Source organism: Leptodesmis sp., assembly GCF_052746595.1.
This window is the reverse complement of sequence record NZ_JBRAGO010000001.1, coordinates 84,217-108,556: the sequence shown is the minus strand read 5'-3', so window position 1 is coordinate 108,556 and position 24,340 is coordinate 84,217. Positions and strand designations below refer to the sequence as shown.

Sequence of the window (24,340 nt, the reverse complement as noted above, 5' to 3'; positions counted from 1 at the left end):
TTATCCGGTAGTTATGCAATATCCCAGTCCGGCTTCTGTCAATTCTGCCCTGCTAAAACAGCCGATCGTCAGCATCATCATGCCAATGCGGAATGCAGGGGCTTTCGTGGATCGTGCTCTGGCTTCGATTCTGCAGGAATGTGAAATTCCCCTAGAAGTGTTGGTGGTGGATGATGGGTCTACGGACGGTTCAACAAATCGAGTAGGAACGATCGCGGATCCTAGAATCCGCCTGATTTCTGGCCCGCAGCAAGGCATTGCTGCGGCTCTCAATGCTGGACTAGCTCAGGCTAAAGGCGACATTTTTATGCGCTGTGATGCCGATGATCTATATGCTCGTGGTCGCATCCAGCAACAGGTAATGTGGTTGCTCAATCATCCTGACTTTGTGGCGGTCTGCAGCAGTTATACCGCCATTGCCCCAGCGGGCTGGGAAGTGATTTCCTTTCCCTGCGGCTCTAAAGCAGAAGAGATTACGAAAGAGTTACAACAGGGAGTAACCCGTACTCACCTCTGTACTTATGCAATTCGTATGCCTGCCATGCAAGCTCTAGGTGGTTTTCGGCCTTACTTTGGCACCGCAGAAGATATTGATCTCCAGCTACGGTTGGGAGAGTTTGGCAGAGTTTGGTATAGTCCTGAGACATCCTATTACTACCGCCTGCATAGCACTTCAATTACTCATACTCAGAGCCTACCGGAACAAGAATTCTTTAAATCTACTGCCCAGGAATTCCAGCGGCAACGGCTCACAAGGGGAAGTGATGATTTACAACGAGGTTGTCCGCCTGTTCTCACTGCTCCGCTTCCTGGCCCTGTTTTTTCTTCGGAAGAGCATATTCATGGGCTATTGGTTGGTTCCGCCTGGAGTAAGCACGCTGAGGGACGGAAGTTTCAGGCTTTAAAAATTGGTCTGAGAGCGACCATGATTTATCCTACTTATCTTGAAAGTTGGCGAAGTCTGCTCTTGCTGTTGCTAAAGCCAGTGCCTAAGCCAGCCTACTCTCCTGCCACAGACTTAGTCGCTGAGCGTTGTGGCGCAAAGCGATCGTCCTAAATTGAGTAGCCACTTAATTGACCTTTCCAGCCAGTGTTTCATAAAACCGACAGGTTCCACATGGCCCTTCTGGGCTGACGGCACAGCGGATGAGTTCTGAACGCGCATTAAAGCGGCAACTGGCGTCACCAAGCACCCAATGACCGTTGACTAAACTCCGTTCTGAAAGCCGAGGAGATGACTGAACGTAGAGAGAAATCTGGTGTAATCGGTAGCGACCTGCTCGCAGTTGGTAACGGTGACGACGTTCCAAAACCGTATAAGTACGTCCTTCCACCTCCAGAAAAGAGCCTGGTTGCGGCATCCAATCTAACTGAACACTACCCAAAGAGCGTTTTGGGTGAGTCAAAATCACCTCTGTAGAAAGGTTCAGTGCTTCCATTGCCATTCTAATAAATACGCATGGTTTGATGGTATCGCACTCTGGATTCTGGCTGGGTTCCTCCCATGTCATGGCACTGGTTCAACTTTGTGTTTCGATATACTCCCCCTGGAGTGTGTTATACATAGTGAGGTGTTGTTGAGGTTTTTTTAAGAAAATCTTTGCAGCTTAATTACCTACCTAAGGCGGTCAGCCTGTGGCAGGTTTTTTATTGCCTAACCATCGGGTACCTGTCACCCCTTGTTCTACAAGAACTCAGTTGCAGATAACCAGTGTCTGGAGATTGGGCACTGTGTACTTCTGACCTCAAGCAACTGTTCCTTATCTGTTCTCATCTGAAATTCAGGAGAAAAACATCCTACATGACCGTTTCATCCCCGTCTCCCAGAGATTTTGCTGTTCGCCCTGATCCAGAAATGCGCTTGCGCGATATTCTAAAGACTTTGCCAAAAGAGTGCTTTCAGAAAAATCGTTGGAAAGCCTGGACAACTGTAATCATTAATATTTGCATGGTAGCTTTGGGCTATGCTGCGATCGCCGTAGCTCCCTGGTTTCTGCTGCCCCTGGCCTGGATTCTGACAGGAACAGCCTTAACCGGGTCTTTCGTCATTGGTCACGATTGTGGTCATCGTTCGTTTGCGAAGCGTCGTTGGGTTAATGATTTGGTTGGGCATAGTGTGATGTTGCCGCTGATCTACCCGTTTCATAGCTGGCGGATTTTGCACAACAAACATCATGCTCATACAAACAAGATGGATGTGGACAATGCATGGCAACCTTTAAGACCAGAGGTTTATAAAAGCTTGCCTGCTCCCTTACAGTTTGGCTATCGCCTGCTCAGAGGATGGGGATGGTGGCTCGCGTCTATTGTGCATTGGGTTAAGTTGCACTTTGATTTGAATAACTTTGAGCCAAAGGATCGACAAAAGGTTAAGTTATCGATCGCGGTTGTGGTCATTTTTGCGGCGATCGCCTTTCCACTTATGTTTGCCACAGTTGGCCTTTGGGGCTTTGTGAAGTTCTGGCTGATGCCCTGGCTGGTGTATCACTTCTGGATGAGTACCTTTACCCTGGTACATCATACTGCGCCAAATATTGCATTTCAGGAACCAGAAGACTGGAATGCAGCCAAGGCCCAGCTTTGTGGCACTGTGCACTGTACCTATCCAGGTTGGGTAGAATTCTTGTGCTACGACATCAACGTCCATATTCCGCACCACCTTTCCACCGCCATTCCTTCTTATAATTTGCGGCTGGCTCACCGCAGTTTGCAGTACAATTGGGGGGTCTATCTGAACGAAACGCGCTTCTCCTGGTCACTAATGCAGCAAATTTCAGGCCAGTGTCATCTCTATTCCCCTGATGGCGGGTATCAGTCCTTCCGGGAGTTCCACAATCAGTAAGTGGGTTAGCTAGCGCTGGCAACTTAAAACCTTCGCCTCGTGCCAGATTCCTCAGTGACCAATGACCGTAAACTTAGTGCGTCATAATCAAAAATCAAGGCTATCCTGGGGCTAGGTTGAAGCATAAGTAGGGAGTTGCCAGCGATGAAAGGGCAATTATGGTTTAGTTTTCTCGGCATCGCCGCTCTCCTGGTGGGTTGTTCCGGCAGCTCTGGGGGAGATCAGGCTCAGTCTCCACCAACGGTGGAACTAGCCAAATCTCAGCAGTTTGCCAATCCCGTCGTGACTCAGGCTCCGGCGAGAGCTAATCGAACTGCACTTGTTCCAGGTCTGTTACAGCCTACCAATGCTGCAGCTCGGATGCCCAGTATTGTTGTGGGTCGCCGCGATCCCTTTGCGATCGTTCCCAGCTCAGTACCGCCGATCGTGGTTGCAACAGCCACCCCTGCAGCTCCCAAAGTTGCCGTCGCGCCTTTGCCTGCTCCTACTGTGGGCAAGTTGCCGCCTGCAGCTAAGTTGCCGCCTATCGCCTTGCCACCTTTGGCTGCCAGATCTCCTCTGGGTGCTTTACCAGATCTTCCCAACTCAGCGGCCTTGCCTCCCGTTAGTGTTCCGGCAGTTCCAGCAACTCCAGTCAAACCACCTTCACGAACTTCTTTAGCCGATGCGATCGAAGTCAGCGGTGTGGTGCAGGTCGGGGGCAAATGGAATGTGATTGTTAAGGAACCAAATGCCAGCAGTAGCCGTTATGTAGCGGTGGGAGATTATTTAGAAAACGGTAAAGTTTTGGTTAAGCAGATCGTGGCCACCGAAAATTCGAGTCCTGTGGTAGTTCTCCAACAAAACGGGGTTGAGATTCGTAAGTCTGTGGTCTAGGCTTGAGAAAAGCTTGATGCACCCTGGCTGTTGGAACAATGAATGAGCCGAAACCGAATGCTCATGGCTATGAATGCCATAGTTTGAATTACCAGGATATGTATGTATGCCCTGTGTGTCGGCATGGACACATTTCGGCGATCGCCTTGATGGATGCCTTTGCCTGTGATTTTTGTCGTCACATTTTCACGGCCAATCTACGGGATCAGTCGATTCGGGTAGAGGATAGTTCTCAACCGATGACCTGGCGCTGGAATGGGCAGTCCTGGCAAGCGGCTAATCGAGTCGATCAAGATTTGTCGTTGATCGTTTGGTTGGTGGGAGTAGCGCTCGTTGCCTTGCCGCCGACTTTAGTCTGGCTCTCGTCCCATACCTTTCCACCCATGCGAGGCAGTGCCTGGTACTGGTTTCCAACGGTTTGGGTAAGTCTCGCATTTTTCTCGCATTTCTCTTTTGTCGTGTGGTTGCTAGTGGAGCATTACCAACTGCCCATTTATGTGGCAGGCAAGGTGAGGCTGCAACGGTGGCTGGGGAGACGAGTTTAATTTGGTACGAAAGATGAAATAGGAGATAGGACTACTCTTAATACCCTGACTCCCTGGAAGTCTGTTCTAAGCGTTTGATTAAAGTGGTGATCGTTAACCGATCTTTGGGAGTTAACTTTTGCTTCTTTAAACCAGCGATCGCGGCTCCTGGATTTTGTTGTGCGGCTATCAGCAAGGAATTCCAGGTCATGAGTTCCGTTTGAGCCGGATGTAATTGTAGGGCTGTCTTCACTCGTTTTGCCAGTCTTCCCGGATCGCCTTTCAAGATAGCCAGCGTTTCCTGGCTGGCTTCCGCAGACGCTTGAAACGCCAACAGCGCAGATTGCCAGCGTCCATCAATCAAGTTGGCCATCACCTGTTGTCTCGGACTGGCCCATGATCCTTCAGCCTGTACTTTTGTTACCTGGGCGTGCCAGCGGACGACATCCATCTGAGCCTGCACTGCCTCTGTCCATTGTTTTTTGGGTAATTGCTGTTTCAGCACTTGCAATTCCTTTAGGCTGGTTGACCATAACCCACTCCGGGCTAATAGCATCGCATCCCGGTAAGCCCGATTTTGCAGTACCGGATCGGTCAGGGACACTGCTTCCAACTGGACGGGACTGGAAATAAATTTGAATGGCTTCACCTGATAGATTTCAAACTCAGGTTCCAGCCCCAGGGTGTGATTCACAATTAACTCTGGATTGCTGTTGCCAGTGACCTGTTTCCAGAAGGGTGCTTCTCCTGTTGGGCTAGTCCATTGCAGTTTGACCGCCAGATGTTGATGTTTTGGATAGTAATGAATGATTTGCCCATAGGCGATCGTGTCATTGCCCCACTGCCGCTGCCCACTTAAATTCAACCAGATTCCCTGTGCCGGAACTTTCCCTTCAAACCGACTGAGATGGGCCAGGGGAAGCGCATGGCTGGAGCCTTGACTATCTGAATGAGCATCCACTAGGGAGGCAACTACAAAGGATTCTTCTGGGCTTTTTACAGCTAACTGGTTGACCAGATAGTAAGCACTTTCTCCTTGCGGAGTCTGGCTAGCAGGGAAGGTTTGATAAACCCGCAATTCCACGACACGATCGCAATCTGTCTGACAATTCGCCTGAGATTTCAGAACTGGCAGCAACAGATCCGTAGCGGCTGATTTGCCGTCCAAAAAACTGACCCCTTTGCCTAAGGGAATTGGTTCTCCAGTCCGTTGCCCTGCTCTGTTCAGAGCATCCCGGATGTCATGTAAGGTTTTGGGAGTGGCTTCGGTAATTCGTAACGTAATCCAGCCTGGTATCCAGCGATTTACCCAGCTAAAGAATTGAGGACTCAGCAGCAGCTGCAGACCCACTTGCCCCATCCTAACCAGGCCCGCGATCGCAAGTCCACACAAGGCGATCGCCAGCAGTATTTCCCAGATAGCTCTACGAGAAAATTGTTTTTTCGGTGGAGCCACTACTTGGGGAGTCGCAACCCGTTTTGGCACCGACGTTGAACGAGACGAAGCTGAGGTTGGTAATTGCTTGGGAGCAGAGTGACCATCCTGGTGACGATTGGGAACCGAACTTGACGGACAGATTGCCATGTAGCACAGAAAATACAAAGATGCGCCTTAATTTAGCGGCAATCGATCGGAATGTCACAGGAAATCTGAAAACATTTTGGATTTGCGATTTTAAACCTAGCCCAAGTCCAGATCAAAACTGCCTCCCACCGTCCCGTCATCCCATCACTTCTTAGCTAAGCGTTCTAGCTCTTTTAGTAAATGTTGACCCCATTTGGCTGCCAGTGAGGGGTCGGTGAAGGGGATGGAACGGGGAGAAGAGCGATCGCGACAGATAAATTCCAGTGCTGCCCGTCCTTGAGCAGGGGGATTTTCCAGGGAAGCAGGTTGGCCATTGACTTGTAGCTGAATTGATTCTACTGACTGCAAAGAGAAGGTTTCCAGATCGATCGGGCCTTGGCGAGTCGGTTTGCCCCAGGTGAGAGCATTACCTTTTTGTCCCAGTACTGCGTAAATATCATATTTGGCGCGATCGAACTGCTTCGCCCAGGTTTGATAGGCTTCAACTTTCTGAAATTCACGCCAGCCAATCCAGGCCAATCCAATAAAAAAGGCTAACAGGGGCAACCAGAGAAGACCGCGTTCCATAAGGGTAGGTGGGTGGATGGGTGGATGAGGGGTGGGTGATGGACAGCTAACTCAAACCTTAGAACTCTTAACTCTCCACTTTCAACGCTTAACTATCTGAAACATGACTACGGCTTACAGAGGGGAAGGGTGTGAGCTATGGTGGTAAGCAGTCCTAACCGTAGGCAGATGTTATGAAAAAGGTTTTGCTGCTAGTTTTATTTTTAATTGGGTTGAGTTGGGCGTTGTCCAACTTTCAGGGATTGGCGGCTAAAGGTAGTTATGACTCGATTATTCTAAATTTTCGCGAGGATGTGGGAGCTGCTCAGGTAGAAAATCAGCTAGACGCGATCGCCCACCAGTTTAATACCTCCCCCCATTACAACAGTGAGTTTTCGTTTAACGATCGCATTTTCATCATGCGGGGTGATGAGCAAACCCTGAAAGCCCTGCGGCGATCGGATGTAGCCAAATACACCGAGTTTATTGAGCCAGATTACGTTTATCATGCCTATTCCATCCCAAATGACCCGGACTACAGCAAACAGTGGAATTTTCGCAGTATCAATATGGAACCTGCCTGGGAACGTACGCGGGGCAAGGGAATTACCGTCGCAGTGATTGATACGGGGATCAGCGCTGTTCCGGATCTGAGCAAAACGAAATTTGTAGATGGCTATGACTTTGTGAACGATCAGGTCGAGGCCAAGGATGATAACGGGCATGGCACCCACGTCGCTGGGACGATCGCCCAATCTACAAACAATAGTTTTGGGGTCGCTGGCATTGCTTACGAGGCTGCTCTCATGCCCTTAAAGGTACTCAGTTCCAGTGGTGGAGGCACCGTTGCTGATATTGCCGAAGCCATTCGATTTGCCGCTGATCACAAGGCCGACATCATCAACATGAGTTTAGGCGGTGGTGGGGAAAGCCAATTGATGCAAGAGGCGATCGACTACGCTCACAGTAAAGGAGTAGTGGTGATTGCAGCGGCAGGAAACTCTGCCCGGAATGCCGCTGAATATCCCGCCCGTTATCCCCATGTGATTGGGGTGGCGGCTCTGGATCCATCAGGAAACAAAGCACCGTATTCCAACTATGGGGCGGGAGTGGATATTTCTGCCCCCGGTGGTCTGATTACAGGTGACGATAAATCGGGTGGCGTTCTGCAAAACACCTTGAATCCTCAAACGGGAGAATCAATTTTTGAGGCTTATCAGGGAACCAGTATGGCGGCTCCTCATGTGGCGGGAGTGGCTGCTCTGATTAAGGCATCAGGTGTGACCAATCCCGATGAAATTGAAGCAGTTCTGAAAAAATCTGCCCTGCCTGTGACGGATGACAACCTGAATCACTACGGGGCAGGCAAGTTGAATGCAGCAGAAGCGGTCAAACTGGCTCTCAGCGGCAAAATTACCTTTGAAGATTTCTTCCAGTGGCTGCGGGATAATGGCTACCTGAATCCCCGCTTCTGGATTGATGGGGGAGTAATTGCCCTCTGGCCTAAGCTGATTATGGTGCTTGGCTCCTATCTGCTGGCCTGGTTCTTAAAAAACTACTTCCCGTTCACCTGGACATGGTCTTTATCCACTGGACTGGTCGCGGGTAGCTCTGGACTATTCTTTTTGAAAGGAGTTTACCTGTTTGATGCACCCCAATGGCCGTTCCGATTGGCCGGAAGCTCCATTCCCGAATTGGGCAATGCGTTACAGGCTAGCAATGGACTGAATCCGTTCTTTGCCAGTGTCCTGATTCCTGCCATCCTGGTGGTGCTACTGCTTGGTCATGCTCAGTGGAAATGGTTTGCTGTGGGTACCACGATCGGTGTTGCCGTCTGTCTGATCGTCAGTTCAATTACCGCCCCTACTGTTTTCTGGTTGGGGGATGGTGCGATCGCCCGCACTTTCCTGTGTATGAATGCTCTGCTGTGCTTAGGTCTGGCCTATCTTGTCTTAAAACCGGAGGTTCGCACCCGATGAGTATTCACATTGAGGGTAAGGTTGAACGCAGAGGGTTTGGTCCCGGCACTTGGGCTTTGGTCAGTTCCAGTGGGGACACTTACGAACTGCACCAAGCCCCGCACGATTTACAAAAAGATGGCCTAAAAGTAAAAGTTCGGGGACAAATTCGCGACGATGTGATGACCTTCGCCATGATTGGCCCTGTGCTGGAGGTACAGAGTTTTGAGCTAATGGAATAACCTAAACCAAGTCCAGCTAGAGAACGGTCGTTTTCCGATCAGAGAAACTCCGGTTCTGGACTTGGACAAGGTTTAGTTTGTCTCAGCCAGTACTGCCTGGATGCGGCTTCTGAATTCTCCTTTCGGATGGCCGCCTTTGACTTCACCCAGAATCTTGAAATTATCGGTTTCAGGAGCGTCACACACAATGTAAGTGGGCCAACCCATCTCAGATTTGTCAGGGTACTGAGTCAACAAAATCTTGCGATATTTGCGGTAGGTGGCGGTGTCCTGCATCTTGCAGTCGATAAACTGTAGCCCTAGTTCTTCTACGACTTTCTGGTCATAAAACGACATCTTGTGGCAAATACCGCAGTCTTCTGAAGAAAATTTGATGACGGCTCGATCCATAACACTGATTGCTCCCGAAGCAGTTCGATAAAGGGGGTGGTTTGGAAATGACGATCGCGACCCTGGGGCGATCGCGTTTCTTGAGCTAACCATCCTCTTGTATTCTATGCTGGCTAGCAGAAAACCCCGACTCATCAATGGGTCGGGGTACTAAATCAGGGTGCATTTACCATTAAGGCTTTCGTATAAAAGAAAACCAGATCCGGAGGATTTAGACGAAAATCCTTTGAAGCAAGCCTTTTAGTTTTGAAGTTTCGGTAATGTTTTGATGATTTGGATCTTCGTAAAGACAGCCCATGCCAGAATTTGTGAGAATTTAATTAATATCGATACTTTCTCTCGTTAGATTTGCTGACTCATCTCACTGACTCCACAGTAGCCAGCGCTGCTCCACACCCTGATCTAAATTTCTCAGGGTTATGATGAAGAGGTGGTGTTGCTGTCGTTATTTGTGGGCAAACTGAGACTACCAAATGATTCGATTAGCTCAGTAAATTTTCTACCTGGCTCGATCACCTGGCCCTTGAGTTCTTAAAGATGGGCAAAGCAAATACCTGACGATTAGAGGGCACCATTATCAGCATCTGCACTGTTCTGGGAGGGCTATTGTGACCCAGGAATTTCACCTCTCTATTACGCCAATTCATAATTATGAGTACCTGATACGTACAGAGCAAGTGCCGGATGGCGCTCAATTGGCAGAGAGTTCGGTGATCTGGCCTGTAGAGGATTGGTTAATGGAAGCCAGTCGATTAATGGATGACCCGCTGATGGGATTGCTACGGAGCGGCAGTGCAGAAGAATTCTTGCTGAATGGTGCCAGTACCCATCGCATGCCCTCACCTAGTCGGCACTCCTCTTCTGATAACTTAATTGCCTTTGGACAACAACTGTATACTGCCCTGTTTCAGGGCAGTATACAGGAAAGCTGGATGAGGGCACAGGGAATTGCTCAGCACCAGCGCAGTCGCCTCCGCTTTCGGTTGGGCTTGAAGGGAACTGAGTTGCATCGGTTGCCCTGGGAAGTCATGTATGCAGGCGATCGTCCTTTAGCCAGTGGTACAGGAGTGGTCTTTTCCCGCTATCACTCCAGTTTCTCAGTCCTTAAATCCCGCTTTCCCTTCCACAAAACCCCTGGTTATGAGGCTCATCCTCCTCTGAAAATCCTGATGGTGCTAGCGGCTCCTAACGATCAGGAAATGCTGGCCCTGAAGCAAGAAGCAGAGTATTTGCAACATGAACTGCAAAAGACCAGTCCCCAGGACGGCACCGTTTTATCCGCGATCGAACTCACCATTTTGGAACAGCCTGGACGGGAAGAACTGACTCAAGCCCTTGAGCACAATCACTATCAGGTGCTGCACTATGCCGGACACAGTGATCTAGGAGTGTCGGGCGGCAGTCTTTATTTGGTGAATCGCAAGACAGGGCTAACCGAACTGTTGAGCGGAGATGACCTGGCAGGGCTGTTAGTCAACAACGGCATTCGCATGGCCGTCTTCAATTCCTGTCGAGGCGTGTATTCGGCCACCTCCGAAGCCGCTGATCAGGAGGGGAATTTGGCAGAAGCCTTAGTGCGGCGGGGAATTCCGGCAGTGCTGGCCATGGCAGAACGAATTCCCGATGATGTTGCCCTGCATCTGAGTCGGCTATTTTATCGCAATTTAAAGCGAGCCTTACCGGTTGATTTGAGCCTGAATCGGACTCGTCAGGGATTAATTACTTCCTACGGGTCAGATCAACTCTACTGGGCACTGCCTATTCTCTATCTGCATCCTGAGTTTGATGGCTATGTACAATCCATTCCGGATAGCATCACTGCCTCAAGGATGTCCCTGGATTTCCCTCTAACAGGAGGACTGGATGGGGATACAGACACAGCGTTACCCCCGATTGTCGATCACTCAAACAGTGATTTGCCGTCATCAGGAAATGGGCGATCGCACTTGCCCAAGCCTTCAGAACAGTGGGCCACTGATTATGCTAGCATCCTTCAGGATGCCTACACGGATAGTGAGCCACGAGATAGCCATTACTTCCAGGATGAAGATTTTGTAGAAGAAGATCCCGATCTTCCCGAAGAGGAAGCAGTAGCTCGGCTGGTTTATGAGGTTTCCCAAAGCCCGACCGTCCTGGAACCCGATGAGCCAGATTCCCTTCCTCCAAACAATAACCCCTGGGAACCAAAACCCAGCCCAGATTATTCAGTTTTATTGGCTCCCCCCCTTTCTCAATCAACGTTATCCCCTAGCCGTTCTCCAGTTTCTTTGACCTCTCAGAACAATGAGCATGTAGAGAGCGTTAATGAAGCCAGTCTGGAAGATGTGTTAGACGTGCTCAAAAACATCATGGGCAAGTCAACCGACAAGATGATGGCAGCGCAACGAGCGGTTCAGTCTGATCCCACCAGTGCGGAAGCCTTTACCCAATTGGGTTGGGCGTTGTTTCAGCAAGGCTATCCCAAAGAGGCGAAGATTGCTTACTATAGGGCCATTCGGCTGAATCCTGACTATGCCGATGCCTACAGTCGCTTGGGAGTGGCACTGCATCAGCAAGGCGAAGTCAAGGAAGCCATTCAGGTCTTCAATCGGGCCGTGGAGTTGGATTCCAGCCTAGGGGATGCTCCTACGATTCTGCGGAATCTGCTGCAGGATGACGATCGTCCCAAAGTCTGGCCTGTCCCAGTAGTTTCTCAGCCTCAGCCGAGCTTGTCGAGATCCGCCGAGTCGCACCCTGTCAGACTCCGGAAACCCCTCCTCTGGATTGGACTGGTTGCTGTTGGATTGTCTGCCATCGTAGCCACCCGCCTGTTCGATAGCCAGGTGTTACAGTTCCGAAATTGGTTGTATTCTCCCAGTCCTACAAGCTCTTCCATGGGGAGAGCTAGCCCAGGTCGAGTAGAGGATTGGAGTAGTGTTGATACGGCCAAAGTGCAGGCGATCGCCGCAGAGCAGGTCAGTCAGGGCAATCTGATGGGAGCACAATCGGCGATCGCGGCTTTGCTTGATCGTCGCGCATTACAGGAAGCGGCGACTGTCCTCCAGCAAATCCCCAGCAATCCAGCGAATCCTCCAGCCATTAACTTTTTGAAGGGCAGGATAATCTGGCAGCAATGGCTGGCTGGTAATAAAGATTATAGTGTGGCTCAAGCCAGAGAGTTTTGGGAAGCAGCAGCCAGAGACGAATCAACGGCTCTCTATCAGAATGCGCTGGGTTTTGCTTACTATGCAGAGGGCCAATGGGATCAGGCCGAACAAGCCTGGTTAAAAGCATTACAATCCAGCGAGGGAACAACTCCACTGCAAGTTCTACAACCGGGGGCGATCGATAACTCTACGGCCTTAACGTCTTATGCTGGGTTAGCGATGACTTCCCTGAAAAAAGCAGATACTGCTCCGCCGGATCAGCAAAGAGTCTTACGCGCCGAAGCTCTGAAACTGCGCCAACGAGTTTTAGCTACAGATTCAGCAAACTTCCAACCTGATGCCCTAGGTAAAAACTGGATGTGGTCAGAAAAGGCAATCCAGGATTGGCGATCGCTCCTCCAACAGTCCTAAAAAACTGGTTTCTTTACGGGAGAATCGGAGCTTTTGCAATGGTTCATGAGTTGGTTAACTATGTCTGAAGAGAACGCAGTCGATCCAGATTGGTAGTATGCGCCATTCGGCTTTCTCCTCTATCCAGGGGATGGCTTTGAGCGACTGGCACAACGGTAACTACTGGCTCAGAACCCGATTGGCGAGAAGTTGTAAATGGATCCAGGGGATTCACCAGCGGGGATGAGGGTGCTTCCAATTCCGCAGTCAACCAGGCGATTAAGTCACTGCAAGTCATTTGCTCCTGTATAGTCCGCTGCTCAATTGGCTTCTGAGTCTTTCCCTGAACTGTCTTTTGATGCTCTGGTACCAACACCCCTGATTTCGCTGAGGACTGAACAAAAGTAGGCAACATCGGAAACGGCAGCGGTGCTGTAGGAGAAAACGGCTGCAACTGCCTGGATGATGCAGGATGTTGTCCTGGCTGGGCATCGGCAACTGGCTGTAAGGCTCTGAAAGTCCGTTTTGCTTTGTTTGCTCCGGTTGGTGAAGCAAGCTTGAGATACCGAGTAATCAGGATCGAGCTAGCTGTGCAGGTCAGGGCGATCGCGCCAAACATCCACACCGAAACCCGACCTTCTGGATTGGGCATTGGTAAGGTTTCTACCGCTGGCTCGTCATCGGATGCGATCATGGCAGCGGTACGGTTTGAGGATGCACTGGGGCTTAATAAACAACCCACAGCCACCAGAGAGACCAGAAAAATGGAAGCCCAGACTCCCCCCCAAAAGACCACGGGCCGGGTCTTGAGGAGGTCAGCCATCCAACTCTGGAAACTTGAGCAGTGGTCAAAATCACCACTGGTAGTGTGTAGCCTACTGAAACGAGAATGACTAATGTATGCTTGGGGCAAGCGATGTTTCATATAACCCCGCGAATGCATAAACCGCCGCTATATTAGCCGAATTTTACTGAATGCAACCAAAAATTGCACTACCAACCTAATAACTTCGTAACTTGAGTTGATAGAGTTACTGGATCGAAGGGTTTTGTGATCATACCCCATATTCCTAGGGTCGCAAACCGCTGGCGATCGCTGGGTAGTACTTTGGCAGTCAGCAACACCACTGGAATCTGTTGCGTGGCGGGATCGCGCTGCAATTGCTCAAACACGGAGATATCATCCATATCGGGCATGGAGACATCCAGCAAAATAGCATCTGGAGGATTGGCTTTAGCTAGATTCAGAGCATCCTGACCTGAAGGTGCGGCGGTTACATCCCAACGGCCAAACTTCCGCAAGGCTAACTGAGCCATATCCCGGATATCTTGGTCATCATCCACTACAAGAATTCTTTTTGTTATTCGTCATTGGTCATTGGTCATTCGTCATTGTGATCAGGGTTTCCGATTTCCCCTTGTTTTCCGGATCCTGCTGCAAGGGCAAGGTGAAGTAGAAGGTACTGCCCTGCCCGAGGACACTCTCTACCTAGATCTGTCCTCCATGCTGCTGAATGATACTCTTGCAAATGGCTAATCCCAAACCTGTTCCTCCTTTCTGACGAGCATCAGAGATATCTACTTGCTGAAATCGTCCAAAAATGTTGTTTAGTTTATCAGTCGGAATGCCGCGTCCTTGATCTTTGATGGAGAAGAGGATGTAGGGAGTACCCCATTTCCCATTCTCTATTTCCGCTTTGAGCCACACCATACTACCTGGGGCAGAAAACTTGATGGCATTTGCCAGGAGATTAGTAAGAGCCTGAACAATCGCGTCTGGTGCCGCACAAACCTGGGTATGGATGGGAGTACTGTGTAGGGTAATGTCTGCCTCAGCAGCGATCACTTGCACGCCTTCCATTGCCATTTCTATCAAGTCGCTGACCCAGCAGGGTTCCATGACGAGCTGAACTTTGCCCGATTCCAGCCGCTCCAGATCCACGCGAATAGCTGTCAGGGGAGTCCGGAGTTCGTGGCTGACGATAGAAATAAATTCGTCTTTAATTCGATCCAGCTCGTGGCGATCGCTAATGTCTGTTAATCGTACCAATTGCAGCATTTGATCGCCGACTTGAATTGGTTTAGCCGCCATACTGCCCCAGAAAATCCGCCCTTTCTTCGTTATGTATTCAATCTCCCGGCTCCAGTAGCCCTTCTGCATGAGTTCTGCTCCGATGGCGGCTAATTCCTCTGGAGTGAATTGGGTCTTTTGTAAGGTATTACCCTCAATCCTAATTAAATCCTGTTTACACTCCACCTCAAACATCTCTACGGCACGTTGGTTACAGTCGAGAATTAACTGGTTAGGAGGAGCTTCTACCAGAAAAATGGCATCTGTCGCTTCATTAAAAATGGCTTCTCGTAAATTATGAGCTTTGGTTAGTTCCAGCTCTGCCTGCAAGCGATCGCTAATGTCCTGAGCAAAAGAAGGCACGGAGAGCAGATTTCCCATCTCATCAACACGGCTGAGGTATACCACTGACAGGTAATCACCCGACCATCTTTGGTGTAGTTCCGGTTTTGGATCGAGACGTTGGAGACGGAGCCATTTAACAAAGGAGCTAGTCTGACATTCACATCTTCCAGATCAGCTTCATAGACAAAGTTCCAGTTCTGCCAGGAGCGATGAATCACTTCTGCCGCTGTCCAGCCAAAAGTGCGTTCTGCCTGCTTTGACCAGCGCAGCACCCGGTAATGCTGATCCCATTGCACGATCGCCAGGGGGGAATTTTCAAAGTGGGTATCAAGTTGCTGAATGGCCTGTTCCAGTTTTGTTTCAGCTTGTTTCCGATCAGTTACATCAACTACGACTCCATGCCAAGCAATGTCACCATTTTCTTGTCGCTCGGGGCGGGAATTGGCCTGAATCCATTTGGTCTTGCCAGAGGGAGTGATGATTCGCCATTCATGCTTGAAGGGTTGCATAGAAGCAAGACTTTGGGCAACGGCTTGTTGATAGGATACAAGATCGTCAGGATGTATCTGCTGCAAGGTAATTGTGGCATCCTGCAGCGCATCTGCAACTGGAACTTCATGAATTTCCTCAAAGGCAGGGCTGAGGTATTCGTAACATACCGGGCTATCTGGATATTCCACCACGGTGTAAATGACGCCTGGTGATGCTGCGGCCAGTTTCTGGAAGTGTTCTTCGTTTTGGCGTAATGCCGCTTCTGCCTGTTTGCGATCGCTGATATCCTGCAACATACCATACCAGGCAATATCTCCATTCTCGCGGCGTTCGGGACGGGCAGACACCCGCACCCATTTCACCAGACCAGAGGGAGTGATAATTCGCCATTCATGGGAAAAGGGTTGCAAGGTGGCGGCACTTTCAGCCGCGCAGATATACATTTCGGCCCGATCGTCCGGATGCACCTGCTCAAACGAAAGCTCCGGATATCGTAAGACCTGCTCTGGCTCCAGTTCCTGAATATCCCGGCAGGCCGGACTCATGTATTCAAACTCATAGGAGCCATCGGGATGCTGCAGCAGGATGTAAATTTCGCCAGGAGCCGCATCCGCAATTTTTTGGAAACGGGCTTCACTGTCCCGCAGCGCTTGTTCTGCCTGTGTGCGATCGCTGACATCCTTAAAAATCGACAGCACACATCGTTGCCCCTCCAGGTCAAGCAGTTCGGAGGACATTAATCCTGTTCTGATCTGTCCAGCTCTGGTTCGCAATTTAATTTCAAGATTTCGAATGGGTTGCCCGGTTTGTAACATTTCACCCAATTGCAGAGCCTGTTCCGGTTCTGCTAACAGGTTTAATTCCAGGGCAGTACGACCAATGACTTCCTCACGAGCATAACCAGTTATCTGAACAAACTGTTCATTCACTTCCACGTAGGTGCCATCTTGCATGCTCACAATGTTGACAGCATCTGGACTGGTGCGGAAAATCTTGGCAAATTTATCCTGGGATTCATACAGCGCCAGTTTTGTGCGATCGAAAGCGCGTTGCAGTTGTTCGGCTGTCTAGTTAAAGGATGTGGTCAGAGTTTTGATCTCTGTAATCGGGCTGTCTTCTTTTAAGGATTGCTGCCATTTCCCTTGGGCTAAGGCACGGCTGGCTTGACTTAACCGCAAGATCGGTTTAGTAATCCAGCGCGAGGTGAGGATGCCCAGTCCCGTCGCCACAAATAAGGTCAACCAGGATAGAAACACGGTTTTGGCATTGTTGACCTCGATCGCTGCGGTAAAATCAGACTCTGGCACTACGACGATCGCCAGCCAGTTCAACTCCCCGGTGAGGGGAACGGTACGCACAAAATATCGTTGATGATTGAACCAGAAACTGGCAGACTGAGACTGGTTTAAGGAAACATGGCCTGGTGCCTGCCCCTTAGAGGTCAGCAGATAGGCGGCAGCCGCACGAGGCAGCGGATTTTGGCTTTGCAGAGAAGATAACCGCCGATGCTTCACAGCCACATTTTGAGCATGATTTGGCCTGCGCTGCTGATCAAATGGGACTTCTCCAGTAGAGGTGGCAACCAGCAACCCATCTGGTTCGATCAGAAACACCTGCCCGGTTTTGCTGATCTGCAAATTTTTTAGAAAATCACCGAGTTGGGTGAGATAAAAACTTGCCGCCAAAACTCCACTAAACTTGCCATTGGCATTGTTGAACGGGAACGCATGCATCAGTTGCAGTATGGGAGAGTCTTGCCCCATTGCCAAGGTGAATACCAGTCGCCAGGTGCCATCGGGCGATCGCCGTGCCTTCTCATACCAGGGATTTCCAGGCGGATCATTATGAGGGTCGCAATTCCGGCGGATATCTTGCAGGGCTAAATTTTTGCCATTTTGATCCGCAAAATAGCGATATAACCCCCAATCGCTACCGGTTGGCTTAAATCTGCGAAGAATCAAAAAGTCAGGCTGAGGGCGTTCCACAGCAAGAAATTCACGCTTTTCGTTAACCAGCCCCAGTGCACTGAGGCTGGGCATGAATCGCAACTGTTCTATATAATGGGGTTCTACAGTTTTGAGATTAAACTCATTGATGTATCCAGCCCGAAGAGCAGAGGCATTGGCGCGATTGGCTAGTTTGGCAAACTCCAGATGCTCATTTAACTGGTGAGCGACAAGATGGCCTGTCTCCTCCAGCACTGATTGGCCAGATTTTCGACCGTCTGCTGCCCACTCCGATAAGACAGATACCCCACCAGTGCCACGGCTCCTACGGTTTGCAGCACAAAGGTTATAACCAATACCCAGCGTAAGGGGATACCAGATAGGTAACGGCGAAAGAGACGATGAGCCATGCAAGCAGGAACAGAGAAGGAAAGACCAGCGATCGTAAAAATAAACCAGGTTCAGTCAGAGAATAATCGTTTTCCTATAAGAAAAACTATTTCCTGTAAGAGAAACTATGGTTCTGAACCTGGATAAGGTTTCTATTACTTTTAGAATCAAGTTTAATGAGATTTACAGAAATCAGTTAGCATCTGAGATCGCGTTGCGTAGAAAGCAGCCATTGAATCCCCTCGAAGATATACCTCAAAGATATAACTGACCTGACAGAGTGATTATTTTTACGCAAGCCCCTAAGCGAAAAGTATCTTAAACAAATTTCAATAATTATAATCGAGTCTTTTTATAGTCTGACAGGTTCGTTTGATAATCTGGTCGCTTAGAGGGCGTTTGCAAAGTATCTGGCGGTTAAAACCGCGATTACATTCCCCAAGTCTGCCGACGCAGACTCAATAAAATCAAGGTTTTCAGTAACCTGCGTCGACAGGTTTTCTCCAGATAGCCGCGACTTCAGTCGCCAGGGTGACTCTCAAGTGGTATCTTCCATCATGGGAAAAACTATCGTCTGGCAAGCAGCTAATGAAACGTTGTTTAGTTCTGATTAGTGCCAAAAGTCAGTTCATTATTTGGGCTGGAAGCGGGATTAGCTAATGAACGCACTCCTGGAAAGCATCCGTCAAATCCTGCTGCCTGGGGTCAAAATTGCCAGCCTGGATCCTCACAATCCAGTCATTGTTCATTACGTTCCTTCCCCCTGGCAAGTATTAGGCACTGGAAATTATGCTGCCGTGTTTTACCATCCTGATTTTCCAGATCAGGTTGTTAAGATTTATGCACCTGGTCGTCCTGGGCATCAAGAAGAGATTCAGGTCTATCGCCGTTTGGGATCACATCCCGCTTTTTCGCAACTGCTTTATACCGGAGACGAGTTTCTGGTTCTCAAGCGGTTGCACGGCATTACGTTATATGACGCGATGCATCTGGGCATACCAATTCCCAAACAGGTAATCCAGGATATTGATGAGGCTCTTCGCTATGCTCGTCAACGTGGATTATTTCCCCATGATGTCCATGGGCGGAATGTGATGATGCAAGACGGACGGGGATTGGTGGTAGATGTTTCTGATTTTCTGCACCAGGAGACGTGTTCTGCCTGGAAGGATTTAAAAACAGCGTACTATTGGCTCTATCGTCCGTTCTTAAGTCCGCTACGGGTACGAGTCCCCTATTTCATGTTGGATCTCGTTCGGCTTGTCTACCGTCTTTGGCGGCGGTTCACTAATGCCTGGGGTCACTTCCTCCTAAAGGGTCGGTAACGGCATTGTAGCTTGTTGCAGGGTTTGCAGGGTCTGTTTGACCTGACCCTGGATGAGCAAAGTTTCAGCCCTGCGAATCCCTGCTTCGATGGATGAACAGGCACCACACCGCCACAGGTAAAAGCCACTATTCCAGACGATCGATTGCATTAACTCCGATGGATTGCCATTTAGAAGCGAATTCATGGTTTCTACCAGGTCAGGTACAGAAGTCAGGGGAACATTTTTCGCTTCAAACCCAAAATCGCGAGCATGGAGGTGAAGGCGATCGAGGGGAGGATGGGGGAGTGCGGGTGGGCAGAGGGGTGGCAGAGTGGAGGAATTGCTGAGGCCGATGATGGCGGTACGTTCGCGAGGCAGGTCGCAGCTTCCTTCTAAGCCTTTGACGGTAGTGAGAAGGGTACACCCCGCAGCGCCAGAGCTTCCTGGAACATGAATTCGGTGGGTGGGTGAACAAATCCTGGCACCACATGAGCGCGGCCTGCATAAGGGCACCACATCAACTCCATAGTGGCAAGAGGAGGACGTTTGCCAATTTGCTCCCGATAAGGAACTAATCCGTGTGCCAGGGGAAAATGAGTCGGGAGATAGATAAAACCCAGGCCAGTTTTTTTCCAATACGGTTTGTACTTGAGCCAGGGATAAGCCTATCCAGTCCACACCTAACCCCTGCCAGAACTCAATCAGGGGGGCACCTTCTTTGGTGGGCATCCGATCGCCCCCATGTGAAATGACTGGACATCCAGCCGTGGCCAGCACCAGGGCTGTAAGGGGGCCGAGGGGAGCGGTACGAGTACGACCATCGTAGGGAATGCCTAACACCGTTACTGGGTAAGAAGACTGAATTGGTTGCAATTGGGGGCCGAGTTCTTCGTAGGCATCCAGCATTCCGGCCAATTCTTCGCCTGTGGGTCGGCGTATGCGATGGGCGATCATAAATGCGCCAATCTGGGCAGGGGTGGCTTCCTGTAATAGCATCAAGCGAGTGGCCGTAGCTGCTTCTTCACGGGTGAGCTTTTCTCCTGTATGGGGGCCACTCCCAACTTTTCGCAGGAGTGCTCTAAAGGTGTGACTCATTGCTAGTTCTCCCTTAACCTTTGATCGCAACCGTAGACAGGGGATGGGAACGGACACTTTGCGGCAGTTGTTCTGTCACAAGGGTGTAGAAATGCTGAATGGGAGGAATCTGCAAGCGATCGCGTGTTGTCACCATCACCACCTGCCGGGTCAGGGGTGGATCGGATAATTCCGCTTCATTGGCTCCTGCATCGGCATGAACCGTAGTTCGATCGGACGAATTGCCAGGGAGGGATCGGCGTAGGCATCGACCAGCGCCGTTTCCGGAAGGAGGGCAACCAGTTCTCCCTGTCTTACCACTCCCCGAAAGGCATCGGGCGTGTTCAACTCCAGTACCGCCCGCAATGTTGCCCCTCGCCGTTCAAACTGTTCCTGAACAATTCGCTGCATACCATACCCATCTTTAAAGACCACCTGGGGATATTGAGTCAATTCCGCCCAGGGCACGGCTTTATGGTGTGCCAGAGGATGGGTCGCTGCGACCAGCACTTTAATTGGCTCTTCATACAGGACTTGAATCACCAGATCTGAACTGGCCGTGAGAAAGCGGTTGTTCATGACGATTGCCAGATCGACGAGGCCATCCTTCAGCACTTTTAAGGAGCGATCGCTGCCCAGAGCCGTCACCCGCAATTGCACATCGGGATAGTCTCGACAAAATTGCTGCAAGATGGGAGGTAAATGATAGGAACAAATCGAGTGAATCGCCGCGACGCAGAGTTCGGGTTGCTTTCCAGCTAATAAATCGCGGATATCTTCTTGAGCATTTCTCCATTCCTGGCAAATTTTTCTGGCATGAGGCAGCAGGCAATCGCCCGCGATCGTCAGCTTGGCCTGTGTTGTCCGATGAAACAACGGTGCCCCCAGATCCGCTTCCAGCCCCTGAATCTGACGACTGATAGCAGATTGAGTGACCCCACGCTGCTATGCGGCTTTTTGGAAGCTGCCCGTTTCTGCTACGGCTAAAAATGCCTGTAATTGCTCTACTCGCATGAAATCCCAGTGTAACGTAGGTCACACTTCTTACTTGAAGTGACCTTATCGGATTTGATCCGCTCTATCAGTAGAGATTGATACAGCTTGTTAGCCTTCTCCAGGATTGAGCCAAAATTATGGACTGACGTTGTTCTGGGGGCAGATACTCAACTGCACTTCCCATCTATTCCCTGCTTCCTCAAACCTTACCGGAAATTTTCTGGATTTAATCTCCGTCCGGGTTGGGAAGAAAATCCAGGTTTCAAGTAGGTGCCGGTGCCACCATCAGCGCGATCGAGGAAAGGCCGCAGATAGATACCGTTAGCGAAAGAACGGCCAGAATCGGTACCGGGTAAGCCACCAATATTCAGCCAGCGTCCCAGTTGGCCAATAATGCCGTTAATTCCTCCCTGACCGGTACTGGTGAAAGTTATCACGCCTTGAGTTTGCTGACCACTATCAGCAACTGTGAGATTCTGGAAGACGCGATCGCGAGTGGAGGTGGGATCCTGGCCAGGAGGAACGGTAAACACAATGCGGCAGGTGGGAATTCGCTGCGTCGTTACACACACTGTGTTGTACCCATTTTCTAAACCTGTTTGCATTTCCAGTAAGCCATCCGGTCGGTACGACTCTAATCGCCGACTGATTTCATTACACCGACGTGCCGAATCCCAACCGCCACCCATAGCACTGGGAACCGCCCAGGGATAAGAACGACCGGGTTGGCTTTCTGGACGATACATGACGGTGTACTGACCATTACTAACTTCGCAGGTAAACCGGGTACCCGTACTGTTTCCCGTGCTGGTACCTGGGTAAGAAGGACGGGTAGAACCGGGAGAGGAGGGTTCTGTATTCACAATTACGTCCTGCTCAGGATCGGTCGATTGTCCGGTAGCAGGTTGAGGAGTCGCTGAGCTGGCAGGTTCTCCACCTAGTGGTAAGGCCAAAGTGCTGGCGGCAGTACTTCCAAGCAGCAATAATACGGAGAAAGTGATCCCCGTTGCTCGGCTCAAGCGGGGAATCGGTGGCATGAGAATCCCTAATTTAGCTGACAATGGCTGATGTGACATGGCGAACCTCTGGATGTAATGATTTTAAGAAACCCGGTTTCTTAAAAGAACATTCAAAAAGTTCGGAAATGATGTAAAAAAACGGGTTTCTAGCAACAGCGCTTAGTTTCAGGTAGACGATCAAGCTTGATCGCAAGTTCCCTACCCTGACACTTTAATCATTTAGACCAGGGATAATGACACCCACCTGTTGAGAAGCGGAAATCGTCACCTAATCGGTTCGGTTCAGCGACTACCATTTCTTCCTTATTCCAGATACTTTCGTAATAGCAGGACATTGGCTCGCTGACTTCACCCCTTTGGAAGACAGCAAGCCATCGTCTCGTGTGGGGAATGCTACCAGCAGTCAGAATTTTAGACACAGGGGGTGAAACGGGTGCCCAAGTGGTTGTTACCAACCTTAAGTGAAGTATTAACGTTGAGTGATCCAACCCGGATCCTCGGCAATTCTGGGCAGAACAATTCTAAGACAGCGTATGCTGTCAACTCCAAAAACTCTGAGTTTGAGACTAGCCCATCCCCGCAGGGTAGCTCACCTACGCTACGACAACTCAGAGCCGAACGAGAGTGGTATGGGGCGATCGCAGCTTTGAATATCCTTTTGCAACAGTCTTTGAATGAGCCGGATGCTGTGGCTGCCACCATTGATGTGCATGGCGAGTCCATCCGCCACGGAATCGTGATTTCTGGGCCTGCTCCCGTTCTCAGCCAGCCCAACGTTGTTCGGCATATCTCCACCTGGACGTTAGCTGCTCATTCCATCCATTCTCCCAATTGGATGGCCTTTCAACTGTTGCCCGTCGATAAAACGACTGTTACCACCGCTGACACACCACCCGTACTCCCCCTCTTGCCCGGTGATCCACTCGCTGCAGAGCAGTTCTGCCTGGTACTGACTCCCCGCTTCAGCCTGATTATGGTGTTGGGAGAAACATTGAGTGGCGATCCCGCTTTTCTGTTTTCCTTTACTCCAGAAGTTGTACAGCAAGCCTGGGATGCAATTCGTCCCCGAATTTTGCTGATGAATTCTCCACAGGTGGATCATCTGGACGATTTGCTCCAGCACTTTCCACCTGTTACCCCAGATTACAAAACGGTGATGCAATTCAGCCGTTTGATGCTAGAGCAGATGCCGGATGAGGTGCCAGGAACTCAGCAGGAAAAGGACGTTTACTCCAATGGGGAAAGCCATAAGGCAGAAAGTCAGGGAATAACCAATGGCCAGCGATGCAAGTCCCCGCGTCTCCATAGCAAGGCTGCTAGTGCTCAGCCTGTGCTGCAAGAGGTGGCTCATACCAGTAGTTCCCCTGCAGAACGGTTGGATGTGGAACTGGTGCAGGCGATCGCGCACGAAGTACGGACTCCTCTAACGACCATTCGCACCCTGACGCGATCGCTCTTGAGGCGGACTGATTTGCCCCCTGATGTAATGCGACGCTTGGGGATTATTGACCGGGAATGCAGTGAACAGATCGATCGCTTTGGGCTAATCTTCCGGGCAGTTGAACTGGAAACGTCTGCGGCTCAGCCAGCCTCGATGTCCCTAATTCGCACCTCTTTGGCAGAGGTCTTCCAACAAAGTATTCCCCGCTGGCAACAACAGGCCAGCCAACGGCAAATGACTCTGGATGTCACCTTGCCTCAACGGATGCCTACTGTTGTCAGCGATCCAACAGTGCTTGATCAGGCATTGACTAGCTTGATTGAACGCTTTACCCGCAACCTTCCTGCAGGTAGCCATATTCAAGTTGAAGTAACCCTGGCCGGAAATCAGTTAAAGCTGCAGCTGCAATCTCAACCAGAAGAGAACGAGAATGGCTGGGACAACTTTGCGCACGGTGCTCAATCTTTACCCAAAGCACTGGGTCAACTGCTCACCTTCCAACCTGAAACAGGTTGCCTGAGCCTGAATTTAACGGTGACAAAGAATCTGTTCCAGGCGATCGGTGGCAAATTGATTGTCAAACAACGTCCCAGACAGGGCGAAGTGATGACCGTTTACTTACCTTTGGAAGTTGGCGGCTCTAGCATTCTGGAAAGCAATAACGTGATTACGGTTTGAAACTAGTTGTTAAACAAAACCAAAAAAGCGGACTGACCCGTGGGATTGCCGCCAGAATGACAGTAACCAGTCATGGAACTGA

At 50.2% G+C, this 24,340-nt stretch carries 23 protein-coding genes; 9 read left to right on the top strand and 14 right to left on the bottom strand.

Features of this window, described 5'->3' with window-relative positions:
* Positions 1–13: 13 nt before the first annotated feature.
* Complete coding sequence (locus ACUVQO_RS00540) at positions 14–1,057, top strand: glycosyltransferase family 2 protein (protein WP_445923940.1); 1,044 nt, start codon at positions 14–16, stop codon at positions 1,055–1,057.
* A 13-nt stretch (positions 1,058–1,070) separates the two neighbouring features.
* On the opposite strand, the gene ACUVQO_RS00535 is transcribed toward ACUVQO_RS00540, so the two are convergent.
* Positions 1,071–1,511 (bottom strand): DUF6464 family protein, encoded by a 441-nt coding sequence (locus ACUVQO_RS00535; RefSeq protein WP_445923939.1) that lies wholly within the window; start codon positions 1,509–1,511, stop codon positions 1,071–1,073.
* 290 nt (positions 1,512–1,801) lie between these two features.
* Between ACUVQO_RS00535 and ACUVQO_RS00530 the strand changes: the two genes are divergently transcribed.
* The 3 genes from ACUVQO_RS00530 to ACUVQO_RS00520 all read left to right on the top strand — a co-directional run bounded on the left by ACUVQO_RS00530 (position 1,802) and on the right by ACUVQO_RS00520 (position 4,263).
* Positions 1,802–2,842, top strand: a complete 1,041-nt coding sequence (locus ACUVQO_RS00530; RefSeq protein WP_445923938.1) for a fatty acid desaturase — start codon at positions 1,802–1,804, stop codon at positions 2,840–2,842.
* 144 nt (positions 2,843–2,986) lie between these two features.
* Positions 2,987–3,718, top strand: a complete 732-nt coding sequence (locus ACUVQO_RS00525; protein WP_445923937.1) for a hypothetical protein — start codon at positions 2,987–2,989, stop codon at positions 3,716–3,718.
* A 38-nt stretch (positions 3,719–3,756) separates the two neighbouring features.
* Positions 3,757–4,263 carry a hypothetical protein gene (locus tag ACUVQO_RS00520; protein WP_445923936.1) on the top strand — a complete coding sequence of 169 codons (507 nt, stop codon included), beginning with the start codon at positions 3,757–3,759 and terminating at the stop codon, positions 4,261–4,263.
* 37 nt (positions 4,264–4,300) lie between these two features.
* On the opposite strand, the gene ACUVQO_RS00515 is transcribed toward ACUVQO_RS00520, so the two are convergent.
* Positions 4,301–5,827, bottom strand: a complete 1,527-nt coding sequence (locus tag ACUVQO_RS00515) for a hypothetical protein (protein WP_445923935.1) — start codon at positions 5,825–5,827, stop codon at positions 4,301–4,303.
* 144 nt (positions 5,828–5,971) lie between these two features.
* Positions 5,972–6,394: a hypothetical protein gene (locus ACUVQO_RS00510; protein WP_445923934.1), complete on the bottom strand. Its 423-nt coding sequence runs from the start codon at positions 6,392–6,394 to the stop codon at positions 5,972–5,974.
* A 173-nt stretch (positions 6,395–6,567) separates the two neighbouring features.
* Between ACUVQO_RS00510 and ACUVQO_RS00505 the strand changes: the two genes are divergently transcribed.
* Positions 6,568–8,352 (top strand): S8 family peptidase, encoded by a 1,785-nt coding sequence (locus ACUVQO_RS00505; protein ID WP_445923933.1) that lies wholly within the window; start codon positions 6,568–6,570, stop codon positions 8,350–8,352.
* A complete protein-coding gene (locus ACUVQO_RS00500; RefSeq protein WP_445923932.1) occupies positions 8,349–8,573 on the top strand; it encodes a hypothetical protein in 225 nt (74 codons plus the stop codon). Before ACUVQO_RS00505 ends, ACUVQO_RS00500 begins: the two co-directional genes overlap by 4 nt.
* Before the next feature lie 72 nt (positions 8,574–8,645).
* On the opposite strand, the gene ACUVQO_RS00495 is transcribed toward ACUVQO_RS00500, so the two are convergent.
* A complete protein-coding gene (locus ACUVQO_RS00495; protein ID WP_445923931.1) occupies positions 8,646–9,056 on the bottom strand; it encodes a thioredoxin family protein in 411 nt (136 codons plus the stop codon).
* A gap of 515 nt (positions 9,057–9,571) precedes the next feature.
* Here ACUVQO_RS00495 and ACUVQO_RS00490 point away from each other — a divergent pair.
* Entirely contained in the window at positions 9,572–12,520 is a 2,949-nt protein-coding gene (locus ACUVQO_RS00490) for a CHAT domain-containing protein (RefSeq protein ID WP_445923930.1), read from the top strand.
* Between the two features lie 58 nt (positions 12,521–12,578).
* On the opposite strand, the gene ACUVQO_RS00485 is transcribed toward ACUVQO_RS00490, so the two are convergent.
* From ACUVQO_RS00485 to ACUVQO_RS00460, 6 genes are all read right to left on the bottom strand, one after another.
* Positions 12,579–13,322, bottom strand: a complete 744-nt coding sequence (locus tag ACUVQO_RS00485; RefSeq protein ID WP_445923929.1) for a hypothetical protein — start codon at positions 13,320–13,322, stop codon at positions 12,579–12,581.
* Between the two features lie 170 nt (positions 13,323–13,492).
* Positions 13,493–13,843, bottom strand: a complete 351-nt coding sequence (locus ACUVQO_RS00480; RefSeq protein ID WP_445923928.1) for a response regulator — start codon at positions 13,841–13,843, stop codon at positions 13,493–13,495.
* Positions 13,844–13,988: 145 nt separating this feature from the next.
* A complete protein-coding gene (locus ACUVQO_RS00475; RefSeq protein WP_445923927.1) occupies positions 13,989–14,933 on the bottom strand; it encodes a sensor histidine kinase in 945 nt (314 codons plus the stop codon).
* Positions 14,879–16,429, bottom strand: coding sequence for a PAS domain-containing protein (locus tag ACUVQO_RS00470; RefSeq protein ID WP_445923951.1), 1,551 nt, complete (start codon positions 16,427–16,429; stop codon positions 14,879–14,881). The genes ACUVQO_RS00475 and ACUVQO_RS00470 overlap by 55 nt, the downstream gene beginning before the upstream one ends.
* Before the next feature lie 45 nt (positions 16,430–16,474).
* Entirely contained in the window at positions 16,475–17,608 is a 1,134-nt protein-coding gene (locus tag ACUVQO_RS00465) for a cache domain-containing protein (RefSeq protein ID WP_445923926.1), read from the bottom strand.
* Positions 17,569–17,763 (bottom strand): hypothetical protein, encoded by a 195-nt coding sequence (locus tag ACUVQO_RS00460; RefSeq protein ID WP_445923925.1) that lies wholly within the window; start codon positions 17,761–17,763, stop codon positions 17,569–17,571. Before ACUVQO_RS00460 ends, ACUVQO_RS00465 begins: the two co-directional genes overlap by 40 nt.
* A gap of 639 nt (positions 17,764–18,402) precedes the next feature.
* Here ACUVQO_RS00460 and ACUVQO_RS00455 point away from each other — a divergent pair.
* On the top strand, positions 18,403–19,068 hold the full coding sequence (locus ACUVQO_RS00455; RefSeq protein ID WP_445923924.1) for a serine/threonine protein kinase: 666 nt from the start codon (positions 18,403–18,405) through the stop codon (positions 19,066–19,068).
* On the opposite strand, the gene ACUVQO_RS00450 is transcribed toward ACUVQO_RS00455, so the two are convergent.
* From ACUVQO_RS00450 to ACUVQO_RS00435, 4 genes are all read right to left on the bottom strand, one after another.
* Positions 19,054–20,145: a hypothetical protein gene (locus ACUVQO_RS00450; protein ID WP_445923923.1), complete on the bottom strand. Its 1,092-nt coding sequence runs from the start codon at positions 20,143–20,145 to the stop codon at positions 19,054–19,056. The two genes, ACUVQO_RS00455 and ACUVQO_RS00450, sit on opposite strands and share 15 nt — an antisense overlap.
* 13 nt (positions 20,146–20,158) lie before the next feature.
* Positions 20,159–20,281 carry a hypothetical protein gene (locus tag ACUVQO_RS00445; protein ID WP_445923922.1) on the bottom strand — a complete coding sequence of 41 codons (123 nt, stop codon included), beginning with the start codon at positions 20,279–20,281 and terminating at the stop codon, positions 20,159–20,161.
* 14 nt (positions 20,282–20,295) lie between these two features.
* On the bottom strand, positions 20,296–21,000 hold the full coding sequence (locus tag ACUVQO_RS00440; RefSeq protein ID WP_445923921.1) for a LysR family transcriptional regulator substrate-binding protein: 705 nt from the start codon (positions 20,998–21,000) through the stop codon (positions 20,296–20,298).
* 326 nt (positions 21,001–21,326) lie between these two features.
* Positions 21,327–22,196: a COP23 domain-containing protein gene (locus ACUVQO_RS00435; RefSeq protein WP_445923920.1), complete on the bottom strand. Its 870-nt coding sequence runs from the start codon at positions 22,194–22,196 to the stop codon at positions 21,327–21,329.
* A 376-nt stretch (positions 22,197–22,572) separates the two neighbouring features.
* Between ACUVQO_RS00435 and ACUVQO_RS00430 the strand changes: the two genes are divergently transcribed.
* Positions 22,573–24,258 carry a sensor histidine kinase gene (locus ACUVQO_RS00430; protein WP_445923919.1) on the top strand — a complete coding sequence of 562 codons (1,686 nt, stop codon included), beginning with the start codon at positions 22,573–22,575 and terminating at the stop codon, positions 24,256–24,258.
* Positions 24,259–24,340 lie beyond the last annotated feature (82 nt).